Here is a 15,291-nt window from a genome sequence, read left to right on the forward strand (position 1 = left end):
CAGGCCCGGAGCGTCACGCTGGGATGCTTGCTGCTTCCCCCTGCGGAGTGCGCGGGCTCGGCACCGTCGCCCGGATGGACAGGTCTAGATCGAGACGGCTGTTCATGTCCAGCTCGAACCGGCCGTAGGGATTCACGTGGGTCCAGAACAGCGGGGACAGCGCCCGGCGGTCCGCTTCGGTGAGCTTGTCCGCCCACTTCGGGTCGGCCAGGACCTCCTGCATCAGCAGCGTGTTGACGTGCACCAGCGCGGACTGGATCAGGTGCAGCGCGAGCATGCTGACCTCCTGGGATTCCTTGTCCGCACCGGCCAGGTCGCCGTCCTTGCCGTAGAAGAGGTCCTTGTTTGCTGAGTTCCAGTTTTCCACCACCTGCAATCCCTCGTGGATCTCCCGGCGCATCTCGACGTCGGCCAGGTAGTCGCAGACGAACGAAGTACGCACCGCCCGGCCCAGCTCCTCGATCGCCCGGTACGTCGGGTGCTTCGGGCCGCCGCGGGTGAACCGGCGCAGGACCTGCTCGGCCTCGGCGGTGCCCAGCCGCAGGGCTGTGGTGTACTTCACGATCTGGTCGTACTGCTGGGCGATCAGCTCCCAGTCGATCGTCTTGGTGGAGAGCACCGGGCCCAGGTTCGGCCAGTTGTCGTCCTCCCCAGCCGCCGGCCGGTACAGCTTCGCGGAGCCGATGTTCTTCAGCCTCGGCATCAGCTTGAAGTCGAGCATGTGCGCGAAGGCAAAACCGACGATGGAGGCTCCGTGCGTATCGGTGTACTGCCGGTCCACCTCCATGTCGGTGCAGTGCCGCAGCACGCCCTCGATCATCGAGGCAACCTCGGAGGCCGAACAGGACTTCAGCTGGGAGTAGATGCAGACAGATTTCCGCTCGACGTGCCAGTAGATCATCACGCCGGGGCCCCGGTAGCGCTGGTGCCACTCGGTCATCAGGTTGGAGGACCAGGCGCCGAACTTGCGGCTGTCGGAGGCGCACGCCGTGCCGGTGCCCCACCACATCTCATCGCGGACGGCGAAGGTGGCGTTCACCAGCTTCCGCAGGGCCGCGCGCATGTTGGCGCGGTTGACGAACAGGTGCCGCACCCGCCGCAGCGTCGCCTCGCTCTCGCCGTGTTTGCCGGTCACCGCGACCCTCTTGATCCCCATGTTCGTGCCCAGGCCGAACAGCACCAGCAGTAGCCGGCGCCGCAGCACATCCTTCGACAGCATCTCCCTGGTGGCCACCGAGGTGAACTCGGCGATGAAGTCCGTGTCGAACTCGGCGTACTTCAAGATGTCCAGCAGGTCGATGGTCCCCCAGCGCCGCTCAATCTCACCCTTGATCGCCACCAGGCTCTCGGGCTCCTCCTGCTTGCCGCGCGGGGAGACTCTGATCCACGGTTCGCCGTGCTTCTTGACGATCGCCACCCCACCCGTCGTTCCCTCCACCAGCGCCTGCTCGAAGCGGTCCAGCGAAGTGCGGAGCTTGCCTTGCAGGGCAGCGATGAACTCCCCGGCGTCCTGCGGCTGGCCCAGCGCGGCATAGTGCACGTCGCGGTTCTCCTCGAAGTCCGTCGGCAGGTCGTCCTCCGGGTTACGCCACCGGTTCGCCCCTACCGCCCAGATCTCCCGACGCCGCACCGCGTCCCGAAGCGCCACCAGCACGCACAGCTCATACGGGATGCGCTCGACACGGCCCTTGTCGTCCACCACCGCCGCCCGCCACTGCTCGGGCACCACCCCCGCAAGCGGCACGCTCTCCGCCGGATCGAAGAACGCGCCCTCCTTCAACGGCTGGTCCAGGTAGCGCTGGAGCAGGTCGATCGCGTCCATGACCGGCCGGTAGGTGGTGTTGTTGCACTTCAGCGCCAGCGCGCCCAGCAGCGGCGACAGCATCCGGCGCCAGTGCGCCGAGTACGACGACCGCAGCACCGTGCGGACCAGGGCCTTGTAGCGGGCCTCGTTCGCCGCGGCCTCCGCCGCCAGCGCCTTCAACGTCTTCTCCCCACCGACCACCGGGTAGATCACCCGCCGTACCGAGCCGGCCGGCTCGGACAAAGCGGCCTCTGCGACCCGCAGCAACATGCCCTCCTTGCCCCGGACCTTCTTCAGCTCGGCGTTCAGTTCCTTGTCGACCTTCCGCTCCGCCCGAGTGTTGATCTTCAGAACGAGCTGGATGAACAGGTCCACCAGCGAGTCGGTGATCTCCGTCTGCCGCACATGGCACAGCGCAGCCAGCAGCGTCAGGCGCCGCGGCGGCTTCATCCGCTCCAGGTTCGCCGGATACTCCTTCGACGCCCGCGCCCGCCACGCCTCCACCAGCTTCTCCGACACGTCCGCGAACAAGTCCGCGGGTAACTCCAACCGCCGCACCCGCTCCAGCTTGTTCACCTCCGCCAGCAGGCTCTCCAGCCCTGGCGCCCCCGGGTCGGCCTTCAGCTCGGCGAAGTGCGACCGCCCGCCGCCCGACACCGCTCCCTCGCCCGTCTCGTCCTCGCTGACGGCGACCAGATCCTCCAGACGCGAGCGCGTCGCGTGCGAGATCCGCTCCACCCTGCTGCGGCAGAACTGGGCCTCGAAGTCCTTGACCGCCTTGCCCACCAGCCGCCCGACCCGCCCCGGGGCCGGCGGCTCAATGCGCTCGTTACGGCACCGGGCCACCACCGCCGCCGCAAGACGATCCCGCGACAGCTCCACCGGACATAGTTCAGCGGCCAGCCACTCGGCCAGCCGCTCCTGGTCCTCCTCGGTGTTCGCCCTAAACCCGCACGCCTCCCCGGATCTCCTTGCGGTGCCGCTTGATCCGGTCGCCCTGCCAGTCGTAGTCCGCCCACGCCCCGGCCGGAACCTTCACCTGCTGGGCCACGTAGTCCACCGCCGCCGCGGGCATCTCCTTGGCGGACTCAGGGAACCGGGCCTCTACCTCAAAAAACTTGAGCAACAACGCGAAGCCCAACCGGGTCGCCCCGGACTTGTTCCGCACCCTCTCCATATCGTCTTCGAGCAGCGTCCAGATCTCGATCAGATCTTCCGGCTCCCAGTCCTGCCGCATCCACCCCACCTCTCACCGTCACTCGTTCAGCTCAACGAGGTGGCCAGCCCGGGGAAACGAGGGCTATGGCGGTTACTCAGCGCTACACACCACCTGGCGGTAGCTATACGAGAACAGGGCCTCCAAGGACCGCCGCCTGGCCCCGCCCCGTCGCGAGGCCGTCCTGATCGAACTCGCCGACGTCCAGCGGATCACCCGCGCATTCAAAGACCAAAAGGGCAGCAACTGATGCCGGTCTCCGCCGCCACGGCCACCAAACTGCGGGAGGCCATGCAGCGGCTTCTTGCAGGTGAGCCCATCCGCACCGACGGGGCTCTGACCAAGGAGAGCCTTGCCCGCGAGGCCGGGGTCAGCCACGCGACCGTCCACCGGGCCGAGGACATCCTTGCCGAGTGGGACGCCAAGGTCCCCCGTCAGGTCCTGCGGACCCCTGGCGAAGTCCGCCGGGACAAAGAAATCGACACCCTACGCCGACAGCTCCGCGAAGTGAAACAGCAGGTCACGGAGCTGAACGGGAAGCTCGATGCCCTCGCCACCGTCACCGCGAACCTCTACCACGAAAACCTTGCCCTGCGGCGCAAGCAAGGGCACAACCGGCGGATGGCGGCTCTCCCGGACGCCGACCAACGGTTGCCGGGGCACCGGTAAGAGTCGCGCCATCGATCCTGCTGGCTTATTCCGTACCCAGCAGGTCTGACGGGCGAGGCGACCGCCCTTTAGCTGGGGCACGTAGTTGTAGATGGTGTTCCCCGGCCGGGAGAAGTGACAGCGGGCTCAGCGGGCGGCCTTCTTTTGCAGGCCCCATACGTAGTGCCACTTGCCGTGTGCGCGTTTGGGTTTGATGTCGGCGAATGCCTGGATGGTCGGCCACAGGCCGGTTGCGCCGGCCGCGATCGTCGCGCTGGTGGCGAGCGCGCCTTGGAGGGCTTCGGGGCGCAGCTCTGCTGAATGCGCCCGCCTGGGGTGAATAGATCTCACGCATAAGATCACTCATGAGGTATGTTCCGGCGCCGACTTCGACCCTGAGCTGGACGCGCCGGCCCCCGCGGTACGGCCCTCTCTCAGGCTAGCCGGCTGAACCGCCGCCGCACGGCGCCCCCGATCCTGGGAGGGCGCCGTCGTCGTTCCCGGCCGGTGCCGGGCTGCTACCCGTGTAGCAGTCGTGTGCCACCTGCCCCATGCAAATGCTGCGCTGCACTCACGACACCACCGTGCTGCAACCCCAGCGACCACCACCAGGACCACGAGCAGCACCCCACCGAGCAGCACCCGCTGCACACCACGGCGAACAGCACGACCAGGAGCAGCGGCGTCCCGTTGCCACAGGCCCTCGCCTCACACCTCACATCCTTACAGCGCGCCTCGCCCACCTGGGGAAGCAGCCTGTGTGCCACATAGGAGCAGCCGGGTTCGTCGGGCTTGGCTCTATCGAGGTAGTAATCAACGAAGCCAGCTGGCTACCGCCGTGGTCTCATCGGCTCCATGAGGGACGATTCAATCGTCATCGGGTGTCTCCGTTGGCTGGCCGTGGAAGCTTCCACACCCAGACTTTGTGGTCGTCGCCGCCGCTGGCCAGGGCTTCGTCGCCGGGGCTGAATGCCACCGATTTTACCCACTCGGTGCTGGAAAGGGTGACGATGAGTTCCTTGGTCTCGACGTTCCACAACCGGATGGCGTTGTCGCGGCCGCAGCTGGCCAGGGTCTTGCTGTCGCCACTGAACGCCACCGAGGACACAGGGCTCGAATGGCGTCTGAGGGGGGTGGGATCCTTCTTCAGGTCGGCGACCTCCCACAACAGCACATCGTGGTTGCCGCCCGCGGCGGCCAGGTATTTGTTGTCGGGGCTGAACGCCACGCCTTTCAGCCCGTCGTCCCTCTCCCCGGTCTTGGGGCCGACGGTGAGCTTGACGGGCTGCTTCTTCCAATCGTCGGAGTCCCACAACAGGATGGTGTTGTCGTTGCTGGCGCTGGCCAGGATTCGGCCGTCGCGGTCGAACGCCACCGAAGTCACCGCGTCTGTGTGGCCTTCGAGGGTGTCGATCAGTGTCCGGCTGGCGACGTCCCACAGTTTCACGGTGTGGTCGTAGTCGCCGCTGGCCAGGATTTTGCCGTCGTGGTTGAACGCCACCGACATCACCCAGGTGACGTCGCCTTCGGCGGGACCCAGTTTGGTGCCGTCCGCTCCCCAGAAATACATTTCATTGGTGCCGCCGCTGACCAAGGTCTTGCCGTCTGGGCTGAACGCCACGGCATTCACCTTTCCGCTGTGGCCTCCTTCGAGGAGACGGGGCTTCTGTCCCCGATCGGCAATGTTCCATAGACGCACGGTTTTATCGACGCTGCCGCTGGCCACGATGCCGTCGCGGCTGAACGCCACGGAATTCACGTTGTCCGCATGCCCGGCCAGGGAATAGTCATCGGCGTCGGCGCTTTCGTCGGTGAGGCGCAGGACGACGAGTGCGCCGGCCGCCGCGGCCAGGGTGGCGCCAGCGCCGAGCAGAACGGTGCGGCGGCTCGGTCCACCCGAGGTGGTCGGCGTTTCCCCGGTCCCGGCTCCGATATGGATCGGTGTGGGGTGAGGGGCGAGACCGGGCCGCGGTAACGCGCCCGGGGGCTGTCCGGGGAGGTGTTCATCGGGGTGGTGCCGGGGTTCCCACAGGTGCCGGGCCTGCTCGAGACCTTGCTCGTCGACGTGAATGATGTTGATGTACTGGTCACCGCCGAAGTTGGTCTGCTGGAGATCCCGGCCGACTGTGCTGTTGGCCACGTCCTGCGCGGTCTCGGGGCTCCGCGCGGGGCGCCGACGGAACAGGCGTCGGAGTTTCTTCCGCGGCTCACCCATCCTGGCGCTGGTCGAAGTCGCCCGTGATGTCGTTCCGGCGCGCTTCCTGCTCCGCAGGCCCGGTGGACGTCTGGGTAACCGAGCCGCCGACCGTGTTGTCCTCGATCGACTGCATCCGACGCTGCGCGGGTGCCGCCGGGAGCCACCACTGCACCGCGACCCCCACCACGAGCAACACCGCCGCGGAGACCCACCACCGCGTCGACCGGTGATCGGTGAGGAACCCGGTGGCCACGTTCACCACCGCGGCGACCACCACCGCCCCCACCGCGCCCACGAAACGCTGCACGACCGGACTCATCCACGCCCCCCGGAAAGACCGAACACCCCGCCACGAACGTCGCGTCGGGAACCGGCCCACGGGCGCAGGCCGACATCACGGGACCCCGGCATCCATCAACCGCCGACACCGTTCTCGCACGGAAAGACTTCCGCCCACACGGGCCCCGTACCCACCGATCGTAGAACCGCAGCAGGACGAACGCCCGGGGAATTGGACATCCGACACCGGACGACCCGGCCGGGACGGCTGGCGGTACCGCAGCGACGTCGTCGGACTCGTAGGCCGGGGCGATCTCCAGGGCTGGCCGTCCCAGCTCCGGCCCTTCTGACACCGCGGGGCAGCAGGCGCCGGCTGCAGGCAGCGCGGCCCGAGCTGCCTGCAGCAGCTGGCCGTGCTGCACCGGCCGGGGCCGGCCTGCTACCTGTGCAGCACCCGTGTGCCGCCTGGCCCATGCAAATGCTGCGCTGCACCCACGACACCACCGTGCTGCAACCTGACGGCCACCACCAGGACCGTGAGCAGCACGCCACCAACGACGGCCGCCCGCCCCGCCTCACACCTCACAGCGCACCGCGCCCACCTGGGGAAACGGGCTGTGTGCCACACAGGAGCAGCCGGGAATGGCGCTCTACAGGACGGTGAGGTGCAGGGCGCGGCGGTCGCCGGACATCGCGTAGCGGCGGGCGGCGAGCCCGTGTTCGAGGGGCTCGCCGATCTGCTCGCACAGCAGCGCCAGGACGTCGGCGGCCTCGATGTCGGAGAGGTAGGCCGGCGCGACTTCGAGCATCAGCTCCCCGATCGCGTGGGTACTGGCGGCGAGGTCGTCGACGACGGCGCGCGGCGCGGCGACGGTCGGATCCGCCGGCGGATCGGCGGGGGCGGGGCGGTGCGGATGTCGCGGACGGCCTGGCGGACCACCGCGCGCACCGTGGCGGTGTCGAGAGTTTGGAGGCCGCTGTGGGCGAGCGTGGTGAGTCGGCGGGTGATCAGCTCCGCGACGTCGTCCGTACGGCCGGAGACGGCGATCAGGGCGCGTTGGGACAGGCCGTAGTCGAGCGCGGCCGCGGCACCGGGGTCAGTGTCTCGCGTGCGAGACAAGCCGGGGCTGGCGGTGACCGCGCCGTGGATCGCGGCCAGGGCGCGGGCGACATCGAGGAGCCGGTACGCCTGGGCGCGGCTGATGCCGAACTCCGCGGCGCAGTACGACTCCCAGCTGCTGTGCCCCAGGGGGACCAGACGCGGGCGGCGTGCGCGTCGCGGACCCGGGCGGCGAGGACCGCCACGGAGCGCCGGACATCGTCCATCGCCTCGCGCAGCCCGGCCGTCATCTCCCGGGCGCGGGCCGCGGTGAGCGGCGGCCGCGCCGGTTCGGCGCCGTGCTCCTGGTCGTCGTGCTGCTCGCCCACGACTCCATCGTCCTCCGGGCCGGCGGGCACCACCAGGGCGTGCGGGAGCACGGGGCGCGAGCTCCGTCTCACACCCTCACAGCCTCATAGTTCACCTCGTCTACCTGGGGAAACGGTCTGTGAGCCTGCCAGCCTCACAGCGTTACACCGTGCGGGGCGCCGCGGGTCTGTCACGCTGATCCGCGATGGCGGGCGCGGGTCCGCCGCACGAGGAGAAGGGGGCCAGGTGGCGGGGATCGAGCGGGAGCCGGCGGAGGTGCGGATACCCAAGGCGGCGCTGGATGCCTTCGCCGCGGCGCTGAGCGTGCGCACGGTGGCGATGCGGACGTGGCCCGACGGCATCGAGTGGATGTACCCGGTGGGCACGTGGGATGAGGAGCACCTGGAGGTGGCGCTCATGCCCGGTGGCGAGGAGGTGTGGCTGCGGATGTCCACCGACCGCTCCAGCGTCGCCGTGTGGACCATCGAGCAGTGGTGGGCCTTCTCCGGGGAGCTGCCCGGCGCGACACCGCCGCAAGCCTGAGACGCGAGGGCCACGCGGTTCGGCCGGCGCACGGACGGCGGAGGCCGCGTGGCCCTGGCGGGCCCGGGTCGTTGAGTATCCGGCCGCACCGCAGGCCCTGTGGCGGGGCGCTGGCCGCCGAGCAACGCGAATGAGGACCGATGCCGAAGAAGCCCGCCCACGACCCGACGTACGGCTACGACTCGGAGACGAACACGGTCCGGGTCGATCAGCACGACCTGGCGCGGCTGCTGCTGATGTTCCGCTCGCTGATGCGCGAGCAGCGGCCCGGCCGGTGGAAGCACATGCACGACTTCGACCTGTCCTTCGAGCGCCTCGCGGACGCGGTCGACGCCAGCTCGGAGATCCGGTACGGCAATCGCTGGACGGGGCCTGATCTGCGGATGCGCTGCACCACGACCGAGCCGGCCTACGCCTGGCCCGGCAGCGCTCCGTACGACGGGGAGGCGACGTTCACCTGGATGGTGCCGGGCTACGGCTCCCACGCCATCAAGGACGAATCCTTCCGGGGCGTCACGCACAAGGCGCTGTGCGGGTTCAGCTGGGCGAACGACGACAGGCCGCGCCAGGTGGAAGGGCCGCCGGAATGCCCGGAGTGCCGCCGCGAAGTACAGCTCGGTGCCGACCGCCCCCGTGGCGCCTGGTGACAACTGCCGTTGCCGCCGGGTGGCAACGGATGGATACGGCGGTGTCTACGATGCGAAACGGCCCGGCCCCGGCAGCTGCAAGACACTGTTGGCGAATTCTGGGGCTGAACGTGACGTCCGCCCTCGCGACCCCATTGTGGTCGTGAGGGGTCGACGTTGCGTTTGGGGAGGGTGTCGGTGTCGTTGCACGCCAGGATGGTCGACGGGGTTCCTGGGGAGACGGCCCGGGTAGCGCGGGCTGCGTTCCCGAAGGGCAGCCTGGCGATGCGAATCCGTGACGAGCTGGGCGAGCTGTTCTCGGACGCGGACTTCGCCGACCTGTATCCGAGCAGGGGGAAGCCGGCGTGGTCGCCGGGCCGGCTGGCGCTGGTGTCCGTCATGCAGTTCGCCGAGGGTCTGTCCGACCGGCAGGCTGCGGACGCGGTCCGCGGACGGCTGGGCTGGAAGTATTTGTTGGGGCTGGAGCTGGCCGATCCGGGCTTCGATTACTCGGTGCTCACCGAGTTCAGGGACCGGCTGATCTCGGGAGACGCCGGGATCAAGCTCCTGGACCAGGTCTTACAGGCCGCCGCGAAGCACGGTTTGCTTAAGGCCGGCGGCCGGGCCCGCACGGATTCCACGATCGTGCTGGCTGTCGCGCGGCAGATCAACGGCTTGGTGCGGCTCGGTGAGACCCTGCGGGCAGCGTTGAACAGCGTGGCCGCCCACGAGCCGGAGTGGTTGGCCAGCTGGGTCCCGTCCGACTGGTTCGACCGGTACGCGATCCGGTTCGAAGACACCCGTCTACCCAAGGGCAAAGCCAAGCGGGCGGAGTTGATCGAGCAGATCGGTGCCGACGGGCTGACTCTCATCGAGGCCGTGCACCGGCCGGATGCCCCTGCCTGCCTGCGGCTTCTTCAGCGGGTGCAGACCCTGCGGCAGATGTGGATCCAGCAGTACTTCGTCGACGACGGGCAGGTCCGTCGCCGGGACCTCAAGGACCGGCCGCCGGGCGCGGAGCGGCTGGTCACGCCCTATGACACCGACGCGCGAGGGAGTGTGAAGCGCGGCGTCTTCTGGGACGGCTATAAGGTCCACCTCACCGAGACCTGCGAGCCGGACAGCCCGAACCTGATCACATGCGTCGCCACCACCGACTCCACCGTCCAGGACGTGCGTCTGGTCGCCCCGATCCACGCACACCTCGCCGAGCGCAGCCTCCTGCCTGACCGCCACCTGGTCGACGCGGGCTATGCAACAGCCCGGGAGGTGGTCATCGCCCGCCGGGATCACAAGGTCGACCTGGTGGGCCCGATCCTCGCGTCCACCAGTTGGCAGACCAAGGACGTCGAAGCCTTCTCCCAAGCCGACTTCACCATCGACTGGGACAACCGGCGGGTGACCTGCCCCAACGGCAAGACCAGCACCAGTTGGCGGGAAGAACGCTCCCAGCACGGGGCGGCCGTGGTCCGGGCACGGTTTTCGATGACTGCCTGCCGTCCCTGCAAGGATCGTGAGCAATGCACTCGCGCCAGGCACGAAGTCCGACATCAGCCGCCGGCTCACCCTCCGCCCCCAGGCGGAGCAGGAGGTGATCCAGCAGGCACGTGCCCAGCAAGAAACCCGGGAGTGGGAGGAGCAGTACGCACACCGGGCCGGTGTCGAAGGCACCATCTCCCAGGGCGTCCGGGCTTTCGGCCTGCGAAGATGTCGGTATTCCGGCCTTGCAAAGGCCCGGTTACAGCACCAGCTCACCGCCACTGCGATGAACTTCCACCGCTTCAACGCCTGGTGGACCGACAGCCCACGAGCCCACACTCGCACATCGCACCTGGCAGCCCTCCGGCCCGCCGAGTAGAACTCGACGGGCCGGAATCGAGACCAGCGGGCCGGATTCGCCAACCGTGTCGTAGTGTCGGCGGGGGTGCGGTGGTTGGAGGTGGGTCAGCCGACCCGAGCGGTGGGCTTCTTCCCGTCCAGCACCGCCCGCACCCGCTCCGTCATGACGCGCGCCCACTCCTCGGCCGTCAGCCGACCGTCAGGAACACCATTGATGGCCACTTCCACCGGCCCTACGCGCATGATGATGTGCGTGAAGCGCTCGGTGGTGAACACTATCGAGGAGTCTCCGATGCTGGCGCTCTTGGGGTTGTAGCAGTCGTACATCTTCCGGTAAAGCGTCAGGTTCTCCTCGACCAGGGTGACAGCCTCGGCTTTGGGCGCGGGCCCATCATCGTAGGTGTCCGGTGACCGCGGCACGGAAAGGCGCAAGTCGATCCCCTCGCCCCCGTTGCCGGGGCTATCGACCACGACGCTCCCGTAGCCGTGCCGCTCGGCGGACTCCTGAGCCGTCGCGGAGCACGGCAGATACTTGGCGAATTCCTCAGACGTGTCGCCGTCACGCCAGCCGACCGAATTCGATCCGGAGAGCTTCCACCCCACGGGCAGCTCCGCAGTGGTGGGCAGCATGCGGCGAAGGTCGTCGTCGCTGGGCGCATCGCTTGCAGCAGGGGCGGGCTGCTCCGACGTCTGCTTGTGTGACGCGTGCCGGGACGGCCCAGGGGATGCACTGTCGTCGCCTGAACAGGAAGTGATGGCCGTCGTGAGAAGGACAGACAGAACTAACCCAGAAACTCCGCGGGTACGGGCCCGCTTACTCAACACCATTTCCCCCAACTCCCCTGCAACCTGACAGCATGACTATCTGCGATCACTGGTGGACGAAACCGTATCCACCCCACTGCCGGGAGGGAAGGACAAGACGGGTCACCGAACGCCAATCGGTGAACCGGCGAGCGTGCAAAGCCCCCCGCCGACGTCACGCGTCTCCCGGATTCGCCAACAGTGTCGCTGCAATGCCGGGGCCGGGCCGTTTCCACGGGTGGCTACCCGAGCCAGACGATGTTCAGGACCGTCAGGCTGTGCAGGGGCCGGTTGATCCAGAAGGTGACGGAGAGCTGGCCGACGGCCGCGTAGCGGACGTCCTCGCCCTCGTCGTCGGCGGTATCGAACTGGCGGAAGCCCCACGGATCGGCGGCGGCCGCGGCGAGGATGTCCCACACGGTGTCCACCGCGTGCTCGGGCAGGGCGTCGAGGGCCTTGGCGGCCGGGGCGGAGACGCGGACCGCGTACGGCGACGGGCTCACCGGCGCCGTCGGCGGAGCTCCGCCAGGTCGACGGCGTCGCTGTCGTCGTAGCCGGAGGCGACGAACGCGTCGACGGCCGGGGCGTGCGCGATACGGCCCTGCCAGTCCTGGACGACCTCGTAGAGCCCGGTCAGGGAGAACGTGCGGCGGGATTCTTCAAGGGCGGCCGACCACTCCCGCTCGAAGGCCGGCACCCACTTCTCAGCGTGCTGGTCGGCGCGCAGCTGGGCGAGGAGTTCGGCTGGCGCGCCGGGCGCGGGGGCGTACGGCGTGACGGGGGCGTGGTCGGGCTGCGCGCTCATCTGGTCCTCCCGGCGGGTCGTCACCTCACGGTACGCGTGCCGGGTGGCCGTGGAAGCGGACATGCGGTGATCCCTCCTACCGGGTGCGCAGGGCGCGGGCGACGGCCTGCGCGTGCTCGCGCAGCGGCAGATCCTGCTTGTCCCAGGTGGCGGCCACGTAGTTGAGGAGTTCGGCCGTGGCGCGTTCCGAGTCACTCGGGTCGCTGGCGAGCAGCTGGTCGGGGGCCCCACGTGTCGCCGCCCTCATCGGGGGTTATGAACCCGGGAAGCCGTTCGTTCCGTTCAAGGGGGAGAAGGATGAGTCTCGCTAGTCAGGCCCTGCCTCTCGTTGGTGTCGCTATCGGCGCAGTGGTGTCTCTGGCTGTCTCCGCCGTGAACGAGCGCGCTCGGTGGCGGCGCGAGCAATCCGTCCGATGGGACGAGCGGCGCCTCAACGCCTATGCGGAATACGCCCACACCGTCAAGCAACTCAGCAGCCGGTACACAGGGCTAGCCATCGCTCGGGGGCTCATTACCGGGTCGACACCGCTGGAGCCGACCGATGAGGTGCTCAAGGAACTCGCAGCAACAGAGGCCCACCGATCGGCGCTCGCAGAGGCCCTCTGGCTCCTCGGCGACGTAAACAGCAATACCGCCGCCATCAAACTGAACCACGCGCTCTGGCATATCGAGTGGCTGGCCCGCGGCATACCGACTACCGGCATCGCCACATGGCCTGAGGCTTACCTCGAGTTCCGGAAGGCGCGCGCGGACTTCCTGAAGGCCGTGCGCTGCGATCTCGGCGTCCAGGGGGCGCGGATCGCCCACGACGTCCCGTGGCCTCCACCGTGGCGCCCCTCGAACGACACGGGAGCGGGGGGCTCCTGAGCCGGCGGCCTCATCTGGTCCCAAGTCACCTGCGGTGAAGCCCGGTTCGCCCCCTGCCCTCCCGAAGCACGACCCCGAGCGCCGATGGAGCCGAGATCGATACAACCTCACGCACCGGCTCAACGAGAACGAGATGCCCTTCTACCGACAGATGAAGCCCCTGCTCGACGCCTACGCCACCCAACTCGGTCGCTCTCAACGCGGAACGCTCAAGCAGCCGACTCGAACGCTCACCGGCCAAATGAGGCGCTCAGTCGCTGTGCCGAAGCACGATAGCTGTCACCATCGGCATCCGCTGGCCTGCGGCTTCGGTAGGACAAAGCGTGGTGGTTGTCACCGATGCGGCGCTCTACCTGTCACCAGCGGCAAGCGAAGCAGGGGCGATGTCACCGCGTTCGGCTTCTGGTGGGCACGGTGCCGAGCGGCGGCCCTCGGCGATCACGGGCCATATTTCACGCGCCCTACGCGAACCCCGGATTCTACGATCACTGGTACGACTGCTGGAGGGGCGGGAATGCTTGAGGACATCAAGGACGGGGCAGCGGCAGCGACACGGCTCGCGGGAGGTGCGCCGCTTCAAAGCACGCTTGATGTCGCCGACCCCGGTGACTGGCTCGCGCTGGACGCAGGAGTGCGTGAGGCTGCCTGGAACCGCCCGCAGTTCCTGCCGGGGCGGGAGCACTCCACCCCACTGCCCGCCGACCTGACCCAGCTCGGTGAGTCTCGGCTCGCACTCGCGCTCTGCCACCGCAACGGACGGATCCGCCAGGAGGCGGTGCGTCAGTCGGTTCGATACCCAGGTCTACTGCCGTTGGTGCTGATCCGCTGCGCCGATTGGGCCGACCCGGTGCGCGAGCACGCCCGGCAACTGCTGCACGAGGCCCTGAACGTGGACTCTGCCCTCAACCTCGCGCCCCTCATCCTCCGCGTCGGCCGCCGCGACAGAGGTACCTTCGGCGTCGAGGTGCTTGGCCAGATCCTGCGCCAGGCATCCCACAGGCAGCTCGCTGCTCTCTTCGCTGACCCCGACCGCATCGTCCGGCGGTTCGCGTACCGGCTGGCCATCGAGGGCCGACTGCTCCGTCCCGCTGAACTGGCCCATGCCGCCGCCCGGGACCAGGACACCGTGGTCCAGGACCTGTGCGCCACAGCGGCGCTCACGGCCCTGGGGGATGAGGATGCCTACGAGGATGTGCTGCCTCCCCTGTTGTCCGCACGCAACCCGCGTACCCGTTCGGCCGGCGTCACCGCGCTGAGACGGGCGGGGCGGTCAAAGCAGGCCGAGCTGTTTCTCAGCGACCGTTCCGCGCTCGTGCGTGCGTGTGCCCGGTATGTCGTACGGCAGCTGGGAGACGACCCGGTGGCTTGGTACCGGGAGCGGTGCACAGCACCGGGCGACCCCGAGTTGCCGCCCGGTGCGGTCATCGGGCTGGCCGAGTGCGGGAACCGCGCGGACGCCGGGCTGCTGCGGCCGCTGCTCCTGCACCCGGCGGCCGGGATACGGGCGCGAGCGGTGGCAGGGCTGCGGACACTGGACAGCGTGGACGCGAAGCAGTTGTGGCCGCTCCTCGACGACCCTGCCGCCGGGGTCGTCCGCGAGACCGCCACCGCCCTGCTGCCCTCGGCCAAGGAACTGCCCGCCGACTGGCTATGGGAGCGCACCAGCTCCGAACGGCCGCGGCACGTCCGCGTCGGCGCATTCCGACTGCTCAACGCGCGCGGCGGCGTCGTGGCGCTACGGGCGGCGGTCGGTCTGTTCGAGGACCCGGATATCAAGCTGCGCACCTGGGCCGGACAATCAGTGCAGCGCTGGCATCCTTCGCCGGACGAGCGGCACGGCGACGCGGAGGTGGGTGAACTGCTCGACCGGAGCCGACACCTCTTCAGCGACTACGTGCTGCGCCGACGCAAATGGGAAGCCAGCGTGGACAGCTGAGACTGCACAGCGGTCCAGAACTCTGCTCAGCACTCACCGTCCGGTGGCCCTGGTGACAGCACGCCTGCCTCGGTGACAGCTATCGTGCCTCGGCTCATGGCCGGGAATTCCGTGGTCATGTATTTGCTCCTGGTCAGTAATCCAGATCGAGGTAGTCGATGTCGTTGATTTCCACGTCCGACAATCCCATAGCGCGACCGCCGCCGTCCTGGAAATACACTTCTTTAAGGCCGTGTCCTATGTGGTGAGTCGGAGGAGTCGTTTGTAGCAGCAGAGTGCGGCGGCGAGTCCGAGGAAGGCCAGGTAGTTGCGGGGATGG

General features: G+C 68.5%; 17 protein-coding genes and 2 pseudogenes. 7 read left to right on the plus strand and 12 right to left on the minus strand.

Features of this window, described 5'->3' with window-relative positions; translation table 11 throughout:
• Nucleotides 1–13: 13 nt before the first annotated feature.
• Both ACFVT1_RS37425 and ACFVT1_RS37430 read right to left on the minus strand, forming a co-directional pair.
• The gene (locus tag ACFVT1_RS37425; RefSeq protein WP_389804348.1) at nt 14–2,719 is read right to left on the minus strand and encodes a Tn3 family transposase; all 2,706 of its coding nucleotides are present in this window, start codon (nt 2,717–2,719) and stop codon (nt 14–16) included.
• A gap of 28 nt (nt 2,720–2,747) precedes the next feature.
• Entirely contained in the window at nt 2,748–3,041 is a 294-nt protein-coding gene (locus tag ACFVT1_RS37430; protein ID WP_389804313.1) for a DUF4158 domain-containing protein, read from the minus strand.
• Between the two features lie 228 nt (nt 3,042–3,269).
• Between ACFVT1_RS37430 and ACFVT1_RS37435 the strand changes: the two genes are divergently transcribed.
• Complete coding sequence (locus tag ACFVT1_RS37435; protein ID WP_389804316.1) at nt 3,270–3,689, plus strand: hypothetical protein; 420 nt, start codon at nt 3,270–3,272, stop codon at nt 3,687–3,689.
• A gap of 126 nt (nt 3,690–3,815) precedes the next feature.
• On the opposite strand, the gene ACFVT1_RS37440 is transcribed toward ACFVT1_RS37435, so the two are convergent.
• From ACFVT1_RS37440 to ACFVT1_RS37460, 5 genes are all read right to left on the minus strand, one after another.
• Nucleotides 3,816–4,019, minus strand: a complete 204-nt coding sequence (locus ACFVT1_RS37440; RefSeq protein WP_389804319.1) for a hypothetical protein — start codon at nt 4,017–4,019, stop codon at nt 3,816–3,818.
• A 523-nt stretch (nt 4,020–4,542) separates the two neighbouring features.
• On the minus strand, nt 4,543–5,808 hold the full coding sequence (locus tag ACFVT1_RS37445) for a WD40 repeat domain-containing protein (RefSeq protein ID WP_389804322.1): 1,266 nt from the start codon (nt 5,806–5,808) through the stop codon (nt 4,543–4,545).
• Between the two features lie 67 nt (nt 5,809–5,875).
• Nucleotides 5,876–6,172 carry a hypothetical protein gene (locus ACFVT1_RS37450; RefSeq protein ID WP_389804325.1) on the minus strand — a complete coding sequence of 99 codons (297 nt, stop codon included), beginning with the start codon at nt 6,170–6,172 and terminating at the stop codon, nt 5,876–5,878.
• Nucleotides 6,173–6,794: 622 nt separating this feature from the next.
• Nucleotides 6,795–6,953: a hypothetical protein gene (locus ACFVT1_RS37455; protein WP_389804327.1), complete on the minus strand. Its 159-nt coding sequence runs from the start codon at nt 6,951–6,953 to the stop codon at nt 6,795–6,797.
• Complete coding sequence (locus tag ACFVT1_RS37460; RefSeq protein WP_389804330.1) at nt 6,953–7,264, minus strand: hypothetical protein; 312 nt, start codon at nt 7,262–7,264, stop codon at nt 6,953–6,955. Before ACFVT1_RS37460 ends, ACFVT1_RS37455 begins: the two co-directional genes overlap by 1 nt.
• A 149-nt stretch (nt 7,265–7,413) precedes the next feature.
• On the opposite strand from ACFVT1_RS37460, the gene ACFVT1_RS37465 reads away from it, so the two are divergent.
• From ACFVT1_RS37465 to ACFVT1_RS37480, 4 genes and pseudogenes are all read left to right on the plus strand, one after another.
• Nucleotides 7,414–7,662, plus strand: a complete 249-nt coding sequence (locus tag ACFVT1_RS37465; RefSeq protein ID WP_389804333.1) for a hypothetical protein — start codon at nt 7,414–7,416, stop codon at nt 7,660–7,662.
• A gap of 136 nt (nt 7,663–7,798) precedes the next feature.
• A complete protein-coding gene (locus tag ACFVT1_RS37470; RefSeq protein ID WP_389804335.1) occupies nt 7,799–8,095 on the plus strand; it encodes a hypothetical protein in 297 nt (98 codons plus the stop codon).
• Between the two features lie 140 nt (nt 8,096–8,235).
• On the plus strand, nt 8,236–8,742 hold the full coding sequence (locus ACFVT1_RS37475) for a hypothetical protein (RefSeq protein ID WP_389804338.1): 507 nt from the start codon (nt 8,236–8,238) through the stop codon (nt 8,740–8,742).
• A gap of 177 nt (nt 8,743–8,919) precedes the next feature.
• Nucleotides 8,920–10,579: pseudogene (locus ACFVT1_RS37480) on the plus strand (IS1182 family transposase).
• Nucleotides 10,580–10,665: 86 nt separating this feature from the next.
• Here ACFVT1_RS37480 and ACFVT1_RS37485 read toward each other — a convergent pair.
• The 4 genes from ACFVT1_RS37485 to ACFVT1_RS37500 form a co-directional block, all read right to left on the minus strand.
• Nucleotides 10,666–11,190 carry a hypothetical protein gene (locus ACFVT1_RS37485; RefSeq protein ID WP_389804341.1) on the minus strand — a complete coding sequence of 175 codons (525 nt, stop codon included), beginning with the start codon at nt 11,188–11,190 and terminating at the stop codon, nt 10,666–10,668.
• Nucleotides 11,191–11,606: 416 nt separating this feature from the next.
• The gene (locus ACFVT1_RS37490; RefSeq protein WP_382229442.1) at nt 11,607–11,867 is read right to left on the minus strand and encodes a hypothetical protein; all 261 of its coding nucleotides are present in this window, start codon (nt 11,865–11,867) and stop codon (nt 11,607–11,609) included.
• A complete protein-coding gene (locus ACFVT1_RS37495; protein WP_389804351.1) occupies nt 11,864–12,169 on the minus strand; it encodes a DUF6247 family protein in 306 nt (101 codons plus the stop codon). Before ACFVT1_RS37495 ends, ACFVT1_RS37490 begins: the two co-directional genes overlap by 4 nt.
• A 76-nt stretch (nt 12,170–12,245) precedes the next feature.
• Nucleotides 12,246–12,416: a hypothetical protein gene (locus ACFVT1_RS37500; RefSeq protein ID WP_351266512.1), complete on the minus strand. Its 171-nt coding sequence runs from the start codon at nt 12,414–12,416 to the stop codon at nt 12,246–12,248.
• A 50-nt stretch (nt 12,417–12,466) separates the two neighbouring features.
• Between ACFVT1_RS37500 and ACFVT1_RS37505 the strand changes: the two genes are divergently transcribed.
• Together ACFVT1_RS37505 and ACFVT1_RS37510 are read left to right on the plus strand one after the other, a co-directional pair.
• On the plus strand, nt 12,467–13,036 hold the full coding sequence (locus ACFVT1_RS37505) for a hypothetical protein (RefSeq protein ID WP_389804344.1): 570 nt from the start codon (nt 12,467–12,469) through the stop codon (nt 13,034–13,036).
• 514 nt (nt 13,037–13,550) lie between these two features.
• Entirely contained in the window at nt 13,551–14,972 is a 1,422-nt protein-coding gene (locus tag ACFVT1_RS37510; RefSeq protein ID WP_389804346.1) for a hypothetical protein, read from the plus strand.
• 133 nt (nt 14,973–15,105) lie between these two features.
• Here ACFVT1_RS37510 and ACFVT1_RS37515 read toward each other — a convergent pair.
• Nucleotides 15,106–15,213, minus strand: a pseudogene (locus ACFVT1_RS37515) (XRE family transcriptional regulator); the annotation flags it as partial.
• Between the last annotated feature and the right edge of the window lie 78 nt (nt 15,214–15,291).

The sequence above is a fragment of the Streptomyces sp. NPDC057963 genome (genome assembly GCF_042887155.1).
In the GTDB taxonomy this organism is placed as follows: domain Bacteria; phylum Actinomycetota; class Actinomycetes; order Streptomycetales; family Streptomycetaceae; genus Streptomyces.

Excerpts from the sequence above, each read along its gene's own strand:
- ACFVT1_RS37510 (WP_389804346.1), top strand. The coding sequence starts at position 13,551 with ATGCTTGAGGACATCAAGGACGGGGCAGCGGCAGCGACACGGCTCGCG.
- ACFVT1_RS37435 (WP_389804316.1), top strand. The coding sequence starts at position 3,270 with ATGCCGGTCTCCGCCGCCACGGCCACCAAACTGCGGGAGGCCATGCAG.
- ACFVT1_RS37500 (WP_351266512.1), bottom strand. The coding sequence starts at position 12,416 with ATGAGGGCGGCGACACGTGGGGCCCCCGACCAGCTGCTCGCCAGCGAC.
- ACFVT1_RS37505 (WP_389804344.1), top strand. The coding sequence starts at position 12,467 with ATGAGTCTCGCTAGTCAGGCCCTGCCTCTCGTTGGTGTCGCTATCGGC.
- ACFVT1_RS37455 (WP_389804327.1), bottom strand. The coding sequence starts at position 6,953 with ATGCTCGAAGTCGCGCCGGCCTACCTCTCCGACATCGAGGCCGCCGAC.
- ACFVT1_RS37430 (WP_389804313.1), bottom strand. The coding sequence starts at position 3,041 with ATGCGGCAGGACTGGGAGCCGGAAGATCTGATCGAGATCTGGACGCTG.
- ACFVT1_RS37485 (WP_389804341.1), bottom strand. The coding sequence starts at position 11,190 with ATGCTGCCCACCACTGCGGAGCTGCCCGTGGGGTGGAAGCTCTCCGGA.
- ACFVT1_RS37475 (WP_389804338.1), top strand. The coding sequence starts at position 8,236 with ATGCCGAAGAAGCCCGCCCACGACCCGACGTACGGCTACGACTCGGAG.
- ACFVT1_RS37495 (WP_389804351.1), bottom strand. The coding sequence starts at position 12,169 with ATGAGCGCGCAGCCCGACCACGCCCCCGTCACGCCGTACGCCCCCGCG.